The 18,303-nt window shown below is 26.5% G+C and carries 16 protein-coding genes and 1 pseudogene; 6 read left to right on the plus strand and 11 right to left on the minus strand.

From position 1 onward, the window contains the following. Positions 1-305 (minus strand): annotated as a pseudogene (locus BP769_RS05920) (glycosyl transferase GT4 family protein); the annotation flags it as partial. Positions 306-325: 20 nt separating this feature from the next. Continuing rightward, positions 326-2,173 (minus strand): glycosyltransferase family 39 protein, encoded by a 1,848-nt coding sequence (locus BP769_RS05925; protein WP_413823743.1) that lies wholly within the window; start codon positions 2,171-2,173, stop codon positions 326-328. Between the two features lie 154 nt (positions 2,174-2,327). Between BP769_RS05925 and BP769_RS05930 the strand changes: the two genes are divergently transcribed. Both BP769_RS05930 and BP769_RS05935 read left to right on the plus strand, forming a co-directional pair. Next, positions 2,328-4,076: a glycosyltransferase family 39 protein gene (locus BP769_RS05930; protein ID WP_413823740.1), complete on the plus strand. Its 1,749-nt coding sequence runs from the start codon at positions 2,328-2,330 to the stop codon at positions 4,074-4,076. A gap of 271 nt (positions 4,077-4,347) precedes the next feature. Further along, a complete protein-coding gene (locus tag BP769_RS05935) occupies positions 4,348-4,701 on the plus strand; it encodes a hypothetical protein (protein WP_413823738.1) in 354 nt (117 codons plus the stop codon). Positions 4,702-4,864: 163 nt separating this feature from the next. Here BP769_RS05935 and BP769_RS05940 read toward each other — a convergent pair whose 3' ends face one another. Together BP769_RS05940 and BP769_RS05945 are read right to left on the minus strand one after the other, a co-directional pair. After that, positions 4,865-5,725, minus strand: coding sequence for a UbiA family prenyltransferase (locus BP769_RS05940; RefSeq protein ID WP_413823735.1), 861 nt, complete (start codon positions 5,723-5,725; stop codon positions 4,865-4,867). Positions 5,726-5,771: 46 nt separating this feature from the next. After that, positions 5,772-7,043 carry a glycosyltransferase gene (locus BP769_RS05945; RefSeq protein ID WP_413823733.1) on the minus strand — a complete coding sequence of 424 codons (1,272 nt, stop codon included), beginning with the start codon at positions 7,041-7,043 and terminating at the stop codon, positions 5,772-5,774. Between the two features lie 250 nt (positions 7,044-7,293). On the opposite strand from BP769_RS05945, the gene BP769_RS05950 reads away from it, so the two are divergent. Further along, positions 7,294-8,358, plus strand: coding sequence for an inositol-3-phosphate synthase (locus BP769_RS05950; protein ID WP_413823842.1), 1,065 nt, complete (start codon positions 7,294-7,296; stop codon positions 8,356-8,358). Positions 8,359-8,407: 49 nt separating this feature from the next. Here BP769_RS05950 and BP769_RS05955 read toward each other — a convergent pair whose 3' ends face one another. Next, positions 8,408-9,295: a hypothetical protein gene (locus BP769_RS05955; protein WP_413862237.1), complete on the minus strand. Its 888-nt coding sequence runs from the start codon at positions 9,293-9,295 to the stop codon at positions 8,408-8,410. Positions 9,296-9,621: 326 nt separating this feature from the next. On the opposite strand from BP769_RS05955, the gene BP769_RS05960 reads away from it, so the two are divergent. From BP769_RS05960 to BP769_RS05970, 3 genes are all read left to right on the plus strand, one after another. Continuing rightward, positions 9,622-10,413 (plus strand): CPBP family intramembrane glutamic endopeptidase, encoded by a 792-nt coding sequence (locus BP769_RS05960; RefSeq protein WP_413862239.1) that lies wholly within the window; start codon positions 9,622-9,624, stop codon positions 10,411-10,413. Between the two features lie 205 nt (positions 10,414-10,618). Further along, positions 10,619-12,337: a sodium-extruding oxaloacetate decarboxylase subunit alpha gene (gene oadA, locus BP769_RS05965; RefSeq protein ID WP_413823878.1), complete on the plus strand. Its 1,719-nt coding sequence runs from the start codon at positions 10,619-10,621 to the stop codon at positions 12,335-12,337. 448 nt (positions 12,338-12,785) lie between these two features. Then, entirely contained in the window at positions 12,786-13,529 is a 744-nt protein-coding gene (locus tag BP769_RS05970; protein ID WP_413862241.1) for a hypothetical protein, read from the plus strand. A 238-nt stretch (positions 13,530-13,767) separates the two neighbouring features. On the opposite strand, the gene BP769_RS05975 is transcribed toward BP769_RS05970, so the two are convergent. The 6 genes from BP769_RS05975 to larC form a co-directional block, all read right to left on the minus strand. Then, on the minus strand, positions 13,768-13,914 hold the full coding sequence (locus tag BP769_RS05975) for a hypothetical protein (RefSeq protein WP_413862243.1): 147 nt from the start codon (positions 13,912-13,914) through the stop codon (positions 13,768-13,770). A gap of 16 nt (positions 13,915-13,930) precedes the next feature. After that, the gene (locus tag BP769_RS05980) at positions 13,931-14,284 is read right to left on the minus strand and encodes an SEFIR domain-containing protein (RefSeq protein WP_413862245.1); all 354 of its coding nucleotides are present in this window, start codon (positions 14,282-14,284) and stop codon (positions 13,931-13,933) included. Between the two features lie 993 nt (positions 14,285-15,277). Next, on the minus strand, positions 15,278-15,787 hold the full coding sequence (locus BP769_RS05985; RefSeq protein WP_413829026.1) for a hypothetical protein: 510 nt from the start codon (positions 15,785-15,787) through the stop codon (positions 15,278-15,280). 78 nt (positions 15,788-15,865) lie between these two features. After that, positions 15,866-16,567 carry a 7-cyano-7-deazaguanine synthase QueC gene (queC, locus tag BP769_RS05990; protein WP_413862247.1) on the minus strand — a complete coding sequence of 234 codons (702 nt, stop codon included), beginning with the start codon at positions 16,565-16,567 and terminating at the stop codon, positions 15,866-15,868. 13 nt (positions 16,568-16,580) lie between these two features. After that, on the minus strand, positions 16,581-17,042 hold the full coding sequence (locus BP769_RS05995) for a GNAT family N-acetyltransferase (protein WP_413862249.1): 462 nt from the start codon (positions 17,040-17,042) through the stop codon (positions 16,581-16,583). Between the two features lie 16 nt (positions 17,043-17,058). After that, positions 17,059-18,276, minus strand: coding sequence for a nickel pincer cofactor biosynthesis protein LarC (larC, locus tag BP769_RS06000; RefSeq protein ID WP_413862251.1), 1,218 nt, complete (start codon positions 18,274-18,276; stop codon positions 17,059-17,061). Positions 18,277-18,303 lie beyond the last annotated feature (27 nt).

An 18,303-nucleotide genomic window follows, 5' to 3' on the forward strand; every position in this document is an offset into this window, starting at 1 on the left:
TGGATTATATCATGATTACTAATATCTTTACGTATATAATGGGCTGCGGTGATTGGTGTGTCTACTAAGGTTTTTGTTTTAATTGTATTGGAAAGGTTTTTGAAGTAGTTTACTTTTATTCCATTAATATCCACATTATAGTTTGTTTTATCAAATTTTAATCTTTCTTTACATGAATCTGTAGTGTATACATAAACTTCATTACCATTTTGTACTTGTTTGCACCCAATTTGATAAGATGCATTAACTACTCCTCCTGCTGCAAGACAAGGATAGTAAGAGTGTGCTACATGTAATATATTCATATTATTTTATTCTCCATTAATTAAGTATTATTTCTTTGATAAAGGTATAAATTACCTTCTTTTTGAATTTGATGATAATTTGTTAAGTTCACTTTTTCATTAGATATGTAATATGTTAAATCACTTTGTTCTAAGTAATCCCTATGATATTTATCTATTCCGAATAAGTCTTTATGTAAGAACCATGAAAATGGTCTTTTATTATATACTCCAATATTTTTACTTTCATAATCTGGATCGTAATGTTTTAAGTAGTTGGAAATTAATTCTGGTGATTTTATTTCTTGATCTATTGTTACTGTTGATGTGAAAGTAAATGCACTGAATACAAATATTATGATTAGGATTACTGCAAGTAATTGGGATGTGTTGATTTTATGTTTAAATATATTTAAATTAAAATCTAATTCTTGACTAATATAATTTAATCCTACTGTGAAAAAGTATACAAATGCAGGCATTACTGTTAGAATATAACGGTTTACTTTAATATTTATATAAGTAAATGCTATTAAGTACACAAGAAACCATGCAATCATTGCTAAATCTAGGTTTAAATATTTAATTTTATGATTTTTTAATAAGGAGTTTAGTATTAGAATATCGAAACTGATTAAGATTAATGTAATAGTAGAACTGATTTTATCAAAACTTAATACTGCAAATATTAAAGTAATTATAAATATTAGTTTTAGTAATGGTTCTAATTTTTTAGTTTTAAATAATGGTTCTTTAACAGTTTTTTTAATTGGTTTTGACACGATTTTTTCATTTTTAATTTTATAATCAGTTGTTTTAGTAACTGTTTCGATTTTATTTTCAGATTTAAAATCAGTTAAACCATTTAAATTAATGTGTCTTTTTTTCTGATATTTTAATTTTAAACCACCTATAATTAATCCTATAATTGTTATGAAAAATACTAAATAAGAGATTATGTTTGGATTGTATAATGATGGTATGTTACCTTTAAATATTATATTATTTGAGAATAGGAAGTTTAAGAAATTTGTAATATAAAAATATGTGTTTGTTGTGAATGCTGAATCTACAACACTTGTTTTTAATCCTGAACTAACTGCTGATGATTGGGATAGGAATCCTAAATTTGTTACATATCCACTTATAAAGTATAGGAAAATTATTGTTAAACTTACACTAGTGATTAATGCTATTATAATGTATTTTACTTCACTAGTTTTTAAAAATGCTTTTGCGGATTCTTTAAAAGATTCCCTATCTGATAAGAGTTTGTCTAAGCATTGGAATAAATCATATTTTCCAAAGAAGTATATTAATAGTACTGGTATGATTAATCCTGCAGTATAACGTGTGAAGATGCTTAAGACAAATAATAGTAATGATGGTATGTAATATTTAGGGTTTTTATCTACAGCTAATGTGAAAAATAGGATTGACCAAATACTTAAACCGATTGCGGGAATGTCTAATGTTCCATTTGCTAACCATAGAAGATTTAGGGATAGGCTGAATAGTAGTATGGATCCTATTAAACTTAATGTTTTATTGAATCGTTTTTTAAGTAATATGTAGAATCCTAAATTTCCAAATATTGCAAAAATTCCTGTTACAATGTATAATGCATTAACATTAACATATCCTAAGCGGAATATTCCCCCTGTAATCATACATAGTACTGGTGATAAATACATTGTAGCGTTAGCATCTATATTCACTCCAGCATAGTTTAAACTGTTTAATAAGTAAATGAAAACGTCTGAACAGTAAATACCTAATTGGTTATTGAAAAATATTATGTTTATTGTTATAAGTGAAGTGAATATTAATAAAAATAAGATGTAAGGTGAGTCCATTCGGTTTATGTTGATGTCTTTTATAAATTTCATTAATTTCAAATCCACTTTAAAATCATATATATTTTTATTCCTTTTTTCTTAATATGTTAAATAATATGTAATAAATATTATTAATAGATTATATTATTATTATAAAAAAAAGGATAATAATAAAAAAATTTTTTTAAAGGAGAAATCTAATTATATGCTTAAGAATTTTAAATCAATTATTACGGAAAATAAGAATCTTTTTAGTTTATTAACCGTGTTAATAGTTTCTTTAATTATTGGTAGTTTGATTGTTTGGATTAATTGTAGTGAAAACATTCTTGGACATTCTTATAGGGATATTTACCTTTATTTGATTGAAGCTCTTAAGTTTAGTGGAGTTAATATTACTGGTTATGATTATGTGGATTTCTTATCTCCACTGATTCCTTTTTTAACTAGTATTGCTTTTAGATTGAATTTTGTGAGTGTTAATAGTTTATTTGTTATTACTGGAATTTTTTATGTTTTAGGTGTTGTTGGAACTTATCTTCTTTTAAAGTTAAGATTTGATAATACTTATAGTATTTTTGGAGCTATATTGTATGGTAGTTTCACTGTAAATATTATGTGGGCAGGTAATGGGTCAATTGATGTGCCTTGTGTTGCGCTTTCTATTTGGACTTTATACTTTTTTATTAAAGCAATGAAAACAAATCAAAAATATTTTTATTTAGCTTTCCCTTTAAGTGTTTTAACATTCTTTGCAAAGTATACTGGTGCTGTTGTTTTTGCTGTAATGATTCTTTATTTCTTATCCCAAAAGGATATTTTTGGAACTATAAAGAAGTATTTTAAGAATATTGTTGGTGGTGCCTTGTTTGGTTTATTATTCATGGTTCCGTTTTTTTATTATTATTTATCTAATCATATACCATTTGGTTTTTTAAATCAAGCCGAAACAATATCTTCCACTACTACTAGATCTGCTTTTGCTATTCGTAAGCATAAAGGGAATAATTTATTATATTATTTCAGTAATCTTCCAAGATATATTTATAATCCTAACCATTGGGTTGGTATTATATTGTTAATTATTTGTATGGTTGGTATTGTTTATGCATTGTATCGTTTTTCAAAGGTTTTAAAAGAATCTTATGGTGTTATGGATTCTAAAGTTGGATTTAATTATGATACTAATGGTTTTTGGGATAATATTGTAGGTAAATTTAAGATTCCTAAAAGCATTTTTTATGTGATTTTATTTGCTTCTATTGTTGGTATGTGTTTATCATTTTTCATTGCAGGTAAGGTTTCTTTTGTTAAATGTGAAATATTATTCTTTATCTGTATTTTCATTTTTTCACTTACATTTAATAAGGTGCTTTTAAGTTTTAATGAGAATAATAAGTTTAAGTATGAATTTTTTACTTATGATTTAATGATGATTGGATGGTTTATGGGTCATATGATATTTTTATCTGCTCATTTAACTAAAGTTGATCGTTATGCTACTGCTTTTGCTCCTGCTTTAGCATTTTTCATTACTTTTGGTTTAAGTTTTATATGTGAAAAGTTAAAAGATTATAAGATTAAGAGTGTGAGTTTAAAACATATTATCCCTACTATTTGTGTTATTTTACTTCTTATTATGAGTTTCTCATATTTAGGTGTTAATAAACATGATTCACTTGTAAATAATGAGCAAGATACTGTAACTTGGTTAGAGGGTCATGATCCGAATTTAAGTTCTGCTGTGATTTGGGCGGATAGGGGACCGATATTTACTTGGTATCTTCAAAAAGAAGTTCATTATGTTACTAGTAAAGAGAATTCTTCGAAATTTTCTAGTGAAATGTTAGCTAACAATACGAAGTATTATATTTCACAATATCAAAATTTAAGTATTCCTCAATATAAGGAAGTTAAACAGATTGGAGAGGTTAGTGTTTATCAGAAAGTGTGAATGATTTAGTGTTTCCTTAAATGGTGAGGGATACTTGATTATAGTACATTTTATTAGTTTTTATTTTATTAGGGATATTAATCCTTAAAGGGTTTTTTAAAACCTTTCCACTATTTTTTTATTTAAGTTCACTATTTTTAAAGATTATTTAAAAGCTTATTCTGTGTTTAATTGATATTTTAACCCTTAATAAAACCGTTATATTTAATAAGTAAAAGGATTATAAGTATTTGATACATTTAAATTTTAAACACTATTGGAGGTGAGAAATTTGGAAAAAAGCAATATTTTTATTTTAATATTGATTGTTATAATTATTGCAGTAGCTGCTGTTGGAGCTGTAACTTATGTTTCTAATAGTAATAATGCATTAGTTAATTCTACAAATACCTCAAATAATTCCACCAATTCATCAACTATAAATTTAAATGATTCAAGCAATAATAATGTTTCTTCAAATACCACTATAGTTAATGATGATGGTAGTAAAACTGTCACATGGTCAAAAACCAATTCTAATGGAACTACTGAAAGTGGGTATGTAACTTATGATAAAGATGGAAACACTGTTGAAGGTGCTGGACATGAAGTTGATGCAAATGGAAATGAAATTGGAGTAGGTTAAACCTAGAATGCTTATATTTAAAAAATTGTGGGGTGATTTTTTTAAGTTTTAAATATTTTTTTTTCACCATTTACAAAAAATAATTTATTAAAGAAAATATTTTCATTAAAATACATAAAAAAACCCCCACTTTTTTTTATAAATTTTTTTTCACTATTTTTTTTTAGAATGGTATGGATCCTATAATGAATGCTAAAAAACTTATTAACATGCCTATTTTTAAATACTTTGAAACTTTTCCACAAGTTACTGGTTCTTGGTTTTTCAATATAATAATTGCACAGTATAAGAATAAAATTATAGGTATTATCATCACTATTAAGTAGTAAACATTAAATATGTTAAGGTAAAATAGTAGTGGACTTACAAGTGCTGTTATAATTATTAATATACTTGATAAGATGCTTGAATTCCTATTTCCCCATACTATTGGTAGTGTTTCTGCAGATTCTATTTTGTCCCCTTCAATATCTTCCATATCTTTTGTTATTTCTCTAGCTAGTGTCATGAAGAATGCGAAAAATCCTAATGCGCATCCTGTTTGAAGTATTAAAAATGAATGAGTGCTGAATGCAAGGATATCCCCACCAAATATGAAGCATAATGCTGTAAGTAATGATACTGCAATATTACCAAATAATGGCATGGCTTTAAGATTACGTGCATAAAAATACATTAGTAAACAACAACAGAATACTAATATTAATGGTGTTAAATCTTTCACCAAGTAGCTTATAAGTCCACTTAGTAGTATTGATATTAGAAATAGTATGATTGAGTAATTTTTAGCATTTTTTAAACTGATTCGTCCTGATGGAATTGGTCTTTGTGGTTTGTTTATTTTATCGATTTTATAATCAAAGAAATCATTAATCACGTTTCCTCCAGAAGTTGCAAATAAAACAGTGATGAAACCTAATATTATTGGTATTCCATAATTGAAATTTATAATTGCCATTAATAGTACAGCTACTGCTGCCATTAATGCATTTGTTGGTCTGGTTATTTCTAAATAAACATTCATAAAAATACATTCCATTATTTTTTTTTTATTAATTTAATATTATGTTTTATATTTGGTTTAATAATTTTGCAAAATTAGAAGCTGTATTCTTCATTGAAAATTTATCAATACTTTCATTAGCTTTAAAAGTGATAATATTATTTTCATTAAATTCATTATAAAATTTTAGTAATGCTTCTTTTGTATCATTTAAAGATGAAACATGAAATCCTATACCAGTTTCAGTAATTAAATCTTTTAGGGATCCTTGCTTGTAACCAATAGATAGTATTGGTTTTTTAAGTGCTAAGTATTCATATACTTTTCCAGGTATGAACATTTGTTCTTTAGGATTATTCCAACTAATAAGTAAAAGAATATCTGATTGGGATTCTTTTTCTAGTACTTCTTCGTGAGGGATGAATCCTCCAATATTTAAAGTTGATTTTAAATCATATTTTTCTGCAATTTCTTTTAGGTTTCCAGAATCCCCGTAAAAGTTTAATTGAATTTTATCTTCTTTAATTAATTTTTCATCTATTAATTGTTTCAATGCTTCAAATAGTATTGTAGGGTCTCTTTTTCCTGCATATAGTGATCCTGCATATGTTATGTTTAGTTTTGTATTCTTCTCTTTTATAATGTTTATTTTTTTAAAGTCATCTGGATCGTATCCAGAAGGTATTGGGACTATTAAATTGTTTGGATGTAATTGTGATAGTGTGGTAGCTGCAAGAGGTGTTGTAGTTGTAAGTGCATCTGCATGATTAAATGTGTTAATTTCTAAACGTTTTTCAAAATAGTTTCTAATATGAGTATGGTTTATATATGGATTCATATTCCATAAGTCACGTAGGTCAGCTATCCATGGTATATTATACTTTTTTTTCAAATCTTTACCTATTTTATGTGCTGTTACTGGCCAAGATGAGGAGATTATTGCATTTATATTTTCTTCTTCTATTATTTTTGAGGAGTATTCCATTGCTGGTTCGTACCAATATTTCATACCATCAGGATAAGCGAATATTTCACCGGCGAATGTTACTATTTTACTTAATAGTTTGTTATCTACACTTGTTGAGTCCCGTATAACTGGTTGAGTGTTTTCAACTTTTTCTGTGCTTTGGCGTTTTAACCATTTATCCATCATGTCTTCATAGGGAGTTTGGATTACTTCACAATTTAAACCTTCCATATTTAACTTACCAAGGTTTGGAACTATGACTATTGGTTCCCATCCATATTCAGGTAAATATTTAGCTAAGGCTCTTAATCTTTTAGATGCTATTTCGTTTACTTGATTGAAATAGAATGCTATTAATAGTACTTTCTTCATGTTCTTCCCCATTTTTACTCCCTTAAAATTTTTTTTATTACTTGAATTTAATTTATATTAAATAATACTTTTATACTTTTAATTTTATCACTTTATATAAAAATCATATTTAAATAAAATGAAATTTAATATTATATTATTATAATTTACTATTCTTAAATATTCTATATTTATTAAGATTTTATTATAAAACAAAGAAATTATTAGGTGAATTTAATTGGTAGATAAGATTAAGATTGCTATAGTTGGTATGGGGAATTGTGCTAGCTCACTTATTCAAGGTATTTATTATTATTCTGATAAAACCGAGAAAGATTCCAATGGTTTAATGCATTGGAAAATTGATGATTATGAACCTGGAGATATTGAAGTAGTTGCAGCATTTGATATAGATCAAAGAAAGGTTGGAAAAAGTGTTAATGAAGCTATTTTTGAAAAACCAAATTGTACTACTATTTTTAATGATAATCTCCCTGAAACTGATGTTAAAGTATCAATGGGGAAAGTTCTTGATGGTGTAGCTCCTCATATGAAAAATTATGAAGATGATTATACTTTTATGGTTAGTGATGAAGAATCTTGTGATGTTGTTCAAGTTTTAAAAGATAGTGGTGCTGAAATTTTATTAAATTACCTTCCAGTAGGTTCTGAAAAGGCTGCTCGTTTTTATGCTCAATGTTGCCTAGATGCCGGTGTTGCATTTATTAATTGTATGCCTGTTTTCATTGTTAGTAATGGTGAATGGGAGAAGAAATTCCATGATAAAGGCATACCTTGTATTGGTGATGATATTAAGGCACAAATTGGTGCAACTATAACTCATCGTACATTAGCTAATCTTTTTAAGGAAAGAGGAGTTACTCTTGATAGAACTTATCAACTTAATACTGGGGGAAACACTGATTTTCTTAATATGTTAAATCATGATCGTTTAAGTTCTAAACGGGAATCTAAAACAGAAGCTGTTCAAGCGGTTGTTCCTCAAAGATTAGAAGATCATAATATCCATATTGGTCCTAGTGATTATGTGCCTTGGCAAAATGATAATAAATTATGTTTCTTAAGAATGGAAGGTAAGACTTTTGGTGATGTTCCTATGAATATTGAATTACGTTTAAGTGTGGAAGATTCACCTAATAGTGCTGGTTGTGTTATTGATGCAGTACGTTGTTGTAAACTTGGATTAAAAAGAGGTATTGGTGGTCAGTTAACTTCTATTTCATCATATCTTATGAAACATCCACCAGTTCAGTATACTGATGATATTGCCGCTGAAAAAGTTGAAGCTTTCCTTAATGGTGATCTTGAAAGATAATATTAAAATCTTCACCATTAAAAATATTTACTATTTTTCATTTATATTTTCATTTTTTTGAATTTTTCACTATTTCTTTAAATATTTTTAATAATTCTTGTAAACCTGTTTTTATTATAATATAATCCTTGGAAATTGTTTCTCTATGCACTCCATAATTTCTGAGAGTGTAGTAGTAGTTTAATAATTCTTCTGGAGAATTTTTATTTAATATGTTTTCATTTAGGTAATCTGAGGAGTAAATTTTTCTCTCTGTTTTAACTGTTTTTAAAAGATTTTCCTTAAATATTGGTTCTTTGGCTATTAGTTTATATTGATTAGATAAATTATCTGTTAATGGGTATTTTATAAATGCGAATCGTTTTATACAAGTCCAAAGTAGGGAGTATGCCATTTGTAATCTGAAAATATGTTGAAAGTTTGAAGTGTTTATCCATTCTAGTTTTTCTTGATTTATAGTGTCTTCTTTAATTATTGATTCTATTTCACATAATGCTTCTTTAAAGAATGGGTCTTCACTTTGAAAATTAGGATTTTTTAATAGTTTACTGTTTTTAAAATCTTTCCCAATTAGAGTGTTTGCTTTTATCTGATTTCCATTTATTATTACTTTGATTTCTTGCCATTTGTAAAATTTTTTAGGTTCAAATGCCCGGATATTGTCATAGGCTAAATTTTTCATGTTTTCTTTAAAATAATATAATTCACCATTGATTAGGGATTTACCAGTTTTTATAGGTTTTAGTAATGCTATTCCATCTTTTAAATAGATTTCTGCATGTATTTTCCCGGAATTGTGTTTTTTTGTTAGGTTTTTGATTTTATTGTATGCTAATTGGTCTGGTTTGAAAAGTCCATATGCAAAATAGGGTAAATTAATGTTAAGTGGAGGTTCTAATATTTTATCTGATTTTAAATATTCACTTCTTTTAAGCATATTTTTTAAACTCCTTTTTTTATATTTTAACTTGATTTGAGTTTATATTTTTTTTATAATTAATAATTTTTTGAATAAAAGCATGATAAGTTTTTAATATTTTGAATGTTTAATTTCATTGTTTTATTTTCCAAAAGCTTTAAAACTGATTAACAATAAATTATTAAGTTAAATATTAAGTATTTGCTAATTTTTCAATGAATTAGGATAAAATTTTTTAAAAAAAGTATAAATTTTAAATTTATGAGGTGATTATTATAAATACGAGAGAAAATTTTTCTAAAAGAAAACCATTACTTTTCACTATACTCTCTTTGATATTATTCTTGATTATTGGAATTGTTTTAAACACAATTTTTAGTGCAATTAATTTATCACAAGGTTTACCTTATGTTACTGAAAGTGTTACTGAAATTATTTTAGCTATTATGTCTTTGTTTATAATGAAACAGTTAGGCTTGTTTAGTAAGGATCTTTTTGGTAAGCATAATTTAAGTTTAGGTCTTAAATTAGGTTCTTTTGTGATTTTAACTGGTGTTGTTCAGTTAATCATATTTTTAACATTAAATGTTAATAATCCTATGACTTTTACTTTAGCTCCTATTATTGGTGCGATTGTTTACTCATTTGCAGTTGGAGTTTATGAAGAAATCTTTATGAGAGGTTTAATTCTTCAAAATTTAATGACTGTTTTTGGTCATAGTAAAAGAGGAGTGTATAAGACTTTAATATTAGCTAGTCTTTTCTTTGGTTTAGCTCATCTTATTAATTTAACTCATGCACCCCTATTGAATACTTTAATTCAAGTTGTTTATGCTATGACTGCTGGGATTATTCTTGGTGCTGTTTTCCTTAGAACTAATAATTTATTAAGTGTGATTCTATTACATGGTGTATTTGATTTATTCACTTATTTAACAAATACTGTTTATGCAGGACATTTTGTAAGTTATAATTTAGTACAGTATCCTGGAATTTATATTGGTTATAATTTATTCCTTATTATAGGTAACTTGGTTATTGGTTTATTAATTGCTAGAAAGATTAAGCCTTTAAAAGAGGATATTTCCTTAGATGTTAAATCAAGTGAAAATCAGGTTATTGATTTGAAAGTTTAAAATTCCTATTTTTTTTTAAATTTTCTACTATTTTTTTTAATTTTTTTTATGATTTTTAAATTCACTTTATATACCCTTTTAAAACAATAACTATTTTAGTTAAAAAAATCTAAGATAATAATAGTTTATGAAAAAATTTATAAATTATATTGTTAACTGTTAATTATATTTTATAATATGAAGTCATGAAGAGGTGTAAAAAGTCATGAAATCAACAAAAATTACAGAAACTGCATTAAGAGATGCGCATCAATCACTCTTAGCAACACGTATAAGAACTAGAGATATGGTACCTATAGCCGAGGAATTAGATAAAATCGGATATTTCTCATTAGAAGCTTGGGGAGGAGCAACATTTGATTCTTGTATAAGATATTTGAATGAGGATCCATGGGAAAGATTAAGAGTTTTAAAGGAAAATATTACAAAAACACCTATACAAATGTTACTTCGTGGACAAAACTTACTTGCTTATAAAAATTATCCTGATGATGTTGTAACTAAATTTGTGGAAAAATCTTATGAAAATGGTGTTGATATTTTCAGAATCTTCGATGCTTTAAATGATGTAAGAAATATGAAAAAATCTATTGAAGTAGCTAAAAATGCAGGTGGACATGTACAAGGTACAATAAGTTACACTATAAGTCCAGTGCACACTATTGATAAATATGTTGAATTAGCTAAAGAATTAGAAGCATTAGATTGTGATTCAATTTCAATTAAGGATATGGCTGGTTTAATTAACCCTTCAACAACTTATGAATTAATAACCAGATTGAAAGAAGAAACTGGTTTACTAATAAATTTACACTCACATTGTACTAGTGGTATGAGTCCTATAAGTTACTATGCTGCTTGTCAAGCAGGTGTTGATATTTTAGATACTGCAATTTCACCACTCGCATGGGGTACAAGTCAACCTCCAACTGAAACAATAGTAGCATCTTTAAGTGGAACAGAATATGATACTAAATTAAGTTTAAAGAAACTAAATCATATTAAAAAATATTTCGAAAAAATACGAGAAAAATATTCCAGCTTAATTGATCCAATTGCAGAACGTATTGATACTGATGTTTTAACTTACCAAATTCCTGGAGGAATGTTAAGTAATCTTATATCCCAATTAAAAGAACAAAATGCTCTTGATCGTTATCAAGATGTTCTTGAAGAAATGCCACGTGTTAGAAAAGACATGGGGTACCCTCCACTTGTAACTCCAACTAGTCAAATTGTAGGAATCCAATCTGTAATGAATGTACTTGGTGGTAAACGTTACAAAAACGTTAGTAATGAAGTAAAAGAGTATATGAAAGGAAATTATGGTAGACCACCTGCACCAGTTAATAAAAGATTAGCTAAAAAAATTATTGGTGATGAAAAACCAATAGATTGCAGACCTGCAGATTTACTTAAACCTGAATATGAAAAATTCAAAAAACAAGGGGAAAAAGAGGGTTTAATTAAAAAAGATGAAGATATTTTAACACTTGCATTATTCCCTGCACTTGCAACTAAATTCTTAAAAGGAGAAGTTGAAGAAGAAGAATTATTATCTCCTAAACAAGCAGATATGACTAATGAAGGAGTTAACATACCTACAGAATATGCTGTAGAAGTAGATGGTGATGTTTTCGATGTTAAAATCATGCCAACTGGATTTATGGAAATTGATGAAGCAACAGATAAAGGTCCATTCACACCAGTTGAAGGTGCATTAACCTCTTCAATGCAAGGAATGATTTTAAAACTCAAAGTAAACGTTGGCGATAAAGTTAAAGAAGGTGACGTTGTAGCAGTATTAGAAGCTATGAAAATGGAAAATGATATTCAAGCCGAAAAAGACGGACAAGTCAAAGAAATTTTCATAAACGAAGGAGATACTGTAAACGCTGGCGACACCTTAATGGTAATAAAATAAGTAAACACTTATTACCATAAACCCCTTTTCTTTTTTTTAAACTTTTTATTATAATTCAAAAACTTTTTTTTAAATAAATTCTTCTAAATTTTATTAAATCACTAAAATTTCTCATTTTCCATTAATTATTATTTATTAAAATTATTAAGCTCATAAAATTAAAAAATAATTGTTTTTAAATTAATGTAACAGTTATAGAAACTGCCAATCTATTTTTAATCATATTTTATTGTTTTAATAAAAATCAAATATGGAAAATAAAAGAATAGTAATTTTCACATGCTACCACAATGAGTATTAGTACTATATAATAAAATGAATTTTAATTATTTTCTTTAATTAAATCAAATAAAAGGAGAAAATAATTTAATTTAAAATAAAATCTTAGGAGGTGAAAAAGTATGAAATTTAAAATAAAATACTTTAATTCATTAAGAGGTGACATGTCATGGTAAATAAAAATAAACATGAGTATATAGCTCGTAAAGATGGTGTAGGCAAAATAATATTCAACCAAGAAGAAAACCATCTTAAAGATCAAATTAAATTAGTACCTACATTAACAGATCAATATCCTTATTTATATGAAGCCTTTGTTAAAGATGGATTTTTAGAAGATCCTGACAATGAATATGCTTTTATGAAAGAAATAGTCTATGATAAAAAAGTAGTAGGATTTAGTGTATATAGAACTAGTGTAAATGATAGTTATATATTAAACTTAATTTATGTCTTACCAGAATTTCGTGGAAATAATCTTTTATATGAAGATTTAATGGACACTAAACAAATGTGTGAAACAGATTTAATCCTTATAGATTGCCCAAATAAATATGTTATGGATTCTTTAGTTAAAAATAAGCTCGCATTTTATATTAATGAACACATAATAATATCTCAACTCCCATTATCATTTGCTGTAGATATTAGTGAAGATTTAAAAAAGAAAATAGAACAGGCTAATAATCTTGAAGAAATTCAAACTATAAATGTTAATAGTCCTATTTATGATACAGATATTTGTGGTATTGTTTCATTTGAATCAGAAGGATTACCTAATTTGATTAGTCCATTATTAGATGTAGATATAATGGATTCAAATGCTACTAACCATAGAATGAATGTTAGTTCTGAAGACTATTTTAAAAATCTGAAAAAAGAGATTGAAGATTGTGGTGTTGAATTTAGCTAAAAATCTTTAAAAAATATTTTTATTTTTTTTAAAAAAGGAGATAATGATAACAGTATTACGTATTAATAATAACAAAATAAATAACTAAATTATCTTCGCTTTTTTCTTTTTTTTAAAATTTTAATTCTTTAAAAAATCTTGAGTTAAAAAATAAAACCACTAATTTAAAAAAAAATTAATTATTTAATATTTAATACCTACCAATTCACTAAGTTTAACCTCTTTTTTTAATTCTCCTTTATAATTTTTCAGGAAATTTACCTAAAACAGATTTAGGATAAGGGAGAATACCTTTAATTTCTTTTAATAAATGGAGCAAATTTTCTTCACGCTTATTTTCATTTGAAAAATCAAAACCTTTTCTTGAAACAAGATATGTAGGCAAATAAGGTTCTCCATTTTCATCTTTTTCCCATATTAATGGAATAAACTTTTTTTTGTTCTGTATTTTTATAAACTTCTGGACTTATAATTTGTGTTTCAGTACCCACACCTCCTTTTCGTGCATTAGCTTTATTAGCATACTCCTTATTAGAGATAATCAAAACTTTAAGGATATCTTCACTATTTATATTATCTTCCATGAATTTGTTCATATCTTGCCCTGCATGTAAATCCCATTGATCTAATTTTGCATCAACACCATTTTCACGTAGTTGATTAGCAAAATCATTAACCTCATTAATATGTTGTTCATTTGTCCAAGCATAAGAAATAAAAACTTTTGGATGTTCTTTAATCTTATTTTCTTCCATAAAATTCCCCTTAATAATTACTTTATTCAACTTTAAATAATTTCATATTATATTTATTATTTTTATAATATAATTTACTTTAAATAATAAAAAGTTAAAAATTATTTTATATATATTTAAATTTGGAATATAATTTCTATTTAAATTATTCTTGTTTATTTTTTAACCAATTTATTAGTTAATGTCTTAGATTTTATTTTAAAAATGTGAATCAGGATATTTTACATTTTTAGTTAATTTTAGGGCTTTCTTTTTTAGAGGTTACTTTTTTTAAAAAAGATTACTTTTTTAATGTTCATGAAGTAACCATTATTAAAGGAAGTACACCTTAATATTTTATTAAATAATATATTAATATTAAATAGTTTTTAATATTTTATATTAATTTGTATAAATGTTACAAAGTTACCTTTTTCTGAAGAGGGTACCCCTATATACATATTTTATATTAATTAAAATAAAAATTCTCACTAAGGGGAGGCTCTAATTTAAAATTTAAGTAACTTTTAAAAAAATATAATAATAATAATAACCCTATTTTAAAATCTAAGGATTCTAAGGTTAGCTAAGGGTTACTTTTTTTAATGTAACTTTCAGGTAACATTAATAAAATGTAACACTCCCCACATATTTTTAAATATTTAAAAAAGCTTTAAACTCTTTTTAATTCTTTTAAATAGATTAAGTCCTTTGATTAGGAATCCTATACTAAAATAATAATTAAGACATGATAAAACTGTTTCAATTTATTTGATTAAATCCAGATCATTACTTTTCATTCTGTATTTATTAAGGGGGATATAATTCATTTTCCCTCTCTTAAATCTCAGTTAATAAAATATTTTGTATTTAAAAAAATAATTCATAACTATCATTAATTAATTTAAATGGTAAAACAAAACGAAAAATTATTTACAATACATGATAGTACTGAAAAAATAATTGAAATTTTTTTAGGATTTTAAAAAAAAATAGTTAGCTTAAAAGTAGTATTTATGAGTTAAAGAATCTTTGGAAACTTAAATCTAGGCTTTCTTCATCCATCCATAAGTATTTACTTTTTATCCAAGCTTTAATATCTGCTTCTGAATTTTTTAAATCATTTTGATTAGTGGAATCTAGGTTATAGTAGAAAATGTTTATTTCTTTTGGTATTGTTAGCATATAGTCATATATTTTTAGTAATTGATCTATGCTTATTTGTGGCATTTTTTCTTTTACTTCTTCTTCTACTGCAAGTGGTAGTGATTCGAAATTGTTTTGAATTGTTGACTTGTATACCATGTTGAATAGGTAGCTTTGTGCTACTTGTTGGTTTAATGCTCCAATTGGACCACTTGTATATTGTTTTCGAATGTTACGTGATGCATATAGCACCATGACTAGTGATAGGAAAGCGAATATTACGGATAATCCGTCTATGTAATTCTTTTTCCAGTAGAAAGCATTAACTATTGATAGGATTATTGCTACTATTATGAATATTCTACCTAATTGTGCCATTATGAATTCTTTTTTCAATTTAATCAAGACTATAAAAATTTTTTTTATTTATTTTTTTGTTATTTTATTTTATGTTTTTTATTGTTCATAATCTGTTGGGTCTGGTATTTGTGCTTCTTTGAAAGCTCTTTTACGTCGCATACAAGATTCGCAGACTCCACAATGTTTGTTGTTTCCTTTATAGCAGGAGTAACTTAAGTTCATTGGGGCATTATATTTTTGTCCTAATTGAACTATTTCTTTTTTATTTAAATCTATTGCTGGTGCTTTTACTGTGATGTTTTGTGGTGATCCTTCTTTTAGCATTTGATTATATTTTTCTAGGAATTCTTTGGAGTTGTCTGGGAATGTTGCTGCTTCTTCTTTATCCCATCCTACAATGATTATTTCAGCATGTTCTGCTTCTGCAAAGCTTGTTGCTATACTTGTGAATACTATGTTTCTACCTGGCACCCATACTTTATCTGCTGTATTGGTGCATGTTTTTGTATCATCTAATTTGTTGTTTTCGATTTCTGGTATTGGTTTGTCTGTGGTTAATGCTGAGTTACTTATTTGACCTAACCATTTTAAATCCATTACTGTGTGTTTGATATTTAGGGCTTTACATATTTCATTGGAAACTTGTATTTCTTTTTTTGCTGCTTTTTGACCATAATCGAATGTTATTGCATGTATATCGTATTCTTTTGCATAGACTGCTGTGGCTACTGCTGAATCTAAGCCTCCTGATAATACGGTTATTGCTTTTTTATGGTTTAAGTTTTCTTTTTTAATCATGTGTTTTTTATTCCTATTTTATTAAGTCTTTTTTAAGTATTTCATAGTATAAAATTTTTTCATTACTTATATTAAATTCTATATTTTCTATTGTATAATATCCTCGTTTAATGTAAAAATTTATACTGGGACTAGTTGAATCTATTAGGATGTAATCATATTTTTCACTTATTTTATCTTCGAAGAAAGTCATTATTGCTGAACCGTAACCGTTTCCTTCAAATGATGGTAGTATGTATAATCTTTTTACATTGTTTTCTTGTATTGTTGCTGTTGCAAAGCTTATTCCATGGTATTGGAATACGTACACGTTTTTGTTTTTAATATCTTTTATTATGTTTTCTTTTGAGTGTAGGTTTAGGAAATATTCTATATTTTCTTCAGATAAATATTTCGGATAGATTTCAGTTATAGTGTTTTCGACTATACTAGTTATTATTTCTGCATCTTCTATTGTTGCTATTTTGATTTCCATATTAATTTAAGCCTTTTTATATGTTTTCTTTTAAGTGTTTATTTATTGTAATGTTTGCTTGTTCAACTACATTTTTTAGGGGTAAACCTGTTTTTAGTGCTATTTTTTTCATATCCTCGAATTCTGGGCGATTAGATATTATTTTATTATCAATATATGCTATTTTATAGGTTATTTCATATTCTTGTTTATTTATTGTGATTGGGATTTTTTTAAATTCTCTTTTAGCTATTCCTCTATGTGTCATTGGTGTTACTCTTATTCCAAGTGATCCTGTTTCTGTGAATATTGTTTTTAATAGGTGTTCTGTGTTTTCTTCTTTGGATATTACTTTTAGTATTTGTCCTGGTCGATTTTTTTTCATAATTACAGGGATTATGATTACATCATTTGCTCCTTCTTTTATTAGTTTATCGAAGAGGTATCCTAATTGTTCACCGTTTAAGTGATCTATATTGGTTTCTATTACATTTATTTTTTCTAATGGTATTTGGTTTTCTCCTTGTATTATTCTTAATACATTGGGGTAGTTGAATTCTTTCCTGCCTGCACCGTAACCTATTATTTGGGGTTTTAAACTTGGTTGGAATTGTTTGAATTCATCGCAGAATGTTACATATAATGCTGCACCTGTTGGTGTTGCTAGTTCTGTTTCTACTGGTCCTCCTTTAATGGTGATTCCTTTTAAAATATTTAGTGTTGCAGGTACTGGTACTGGTATTCGTCCATGTGAGGATTTGATGTTTCCTCCACCTACACTTACTGGTAATCCTATGACTTGTGTTTTATCTAATCCTAATTTATAGTATCCATAGACGGAGCCTATTACATCTGCTACTGCATCGCATGCTCCTACTTCATGGAAATGTATTTCTTGAAGTGATTTACCATGAACTATGGATTCTGCTTCTGCTATTTTTTGGAAAACTTTTTTACTTAATTCAAAAATTTTAGGATTATAGTCTGTGTTTTGTGATATGGTGTCTAATTTTTTTATTAATTCTGTGTAATGGATGTGTGGATTTTCATCTTTAGGTATTTCTACCCTGCAATATATGGATTGGATGCCTTTTTTGTTGATTTTATTTAAATGTATGGTGGTTTTTCCGAATTCATTTGCTACTTTTTCCATTATTGTTTTCATTTCATTTGGGTTTACTCCCATATCTACGAATGCTCCAACTATCATGTTTCCTGCAATTCCGCTTTGTTGTGGGTCGATTATAACTACCATGAAGTTTTCATTCTCCTATAAAAAAAA

The sequence above is a fragment of the Methanobrevibacter sp. UBA417 genome, assembly GCF_002508845.1.
Lineage (GTDB): Archaea > Methanobacteriota > Methanobacteria > Methanobacteriales > Methanobacteriaceae > Methanobrevibacter_A > Methanobrevibacter_A acididurans.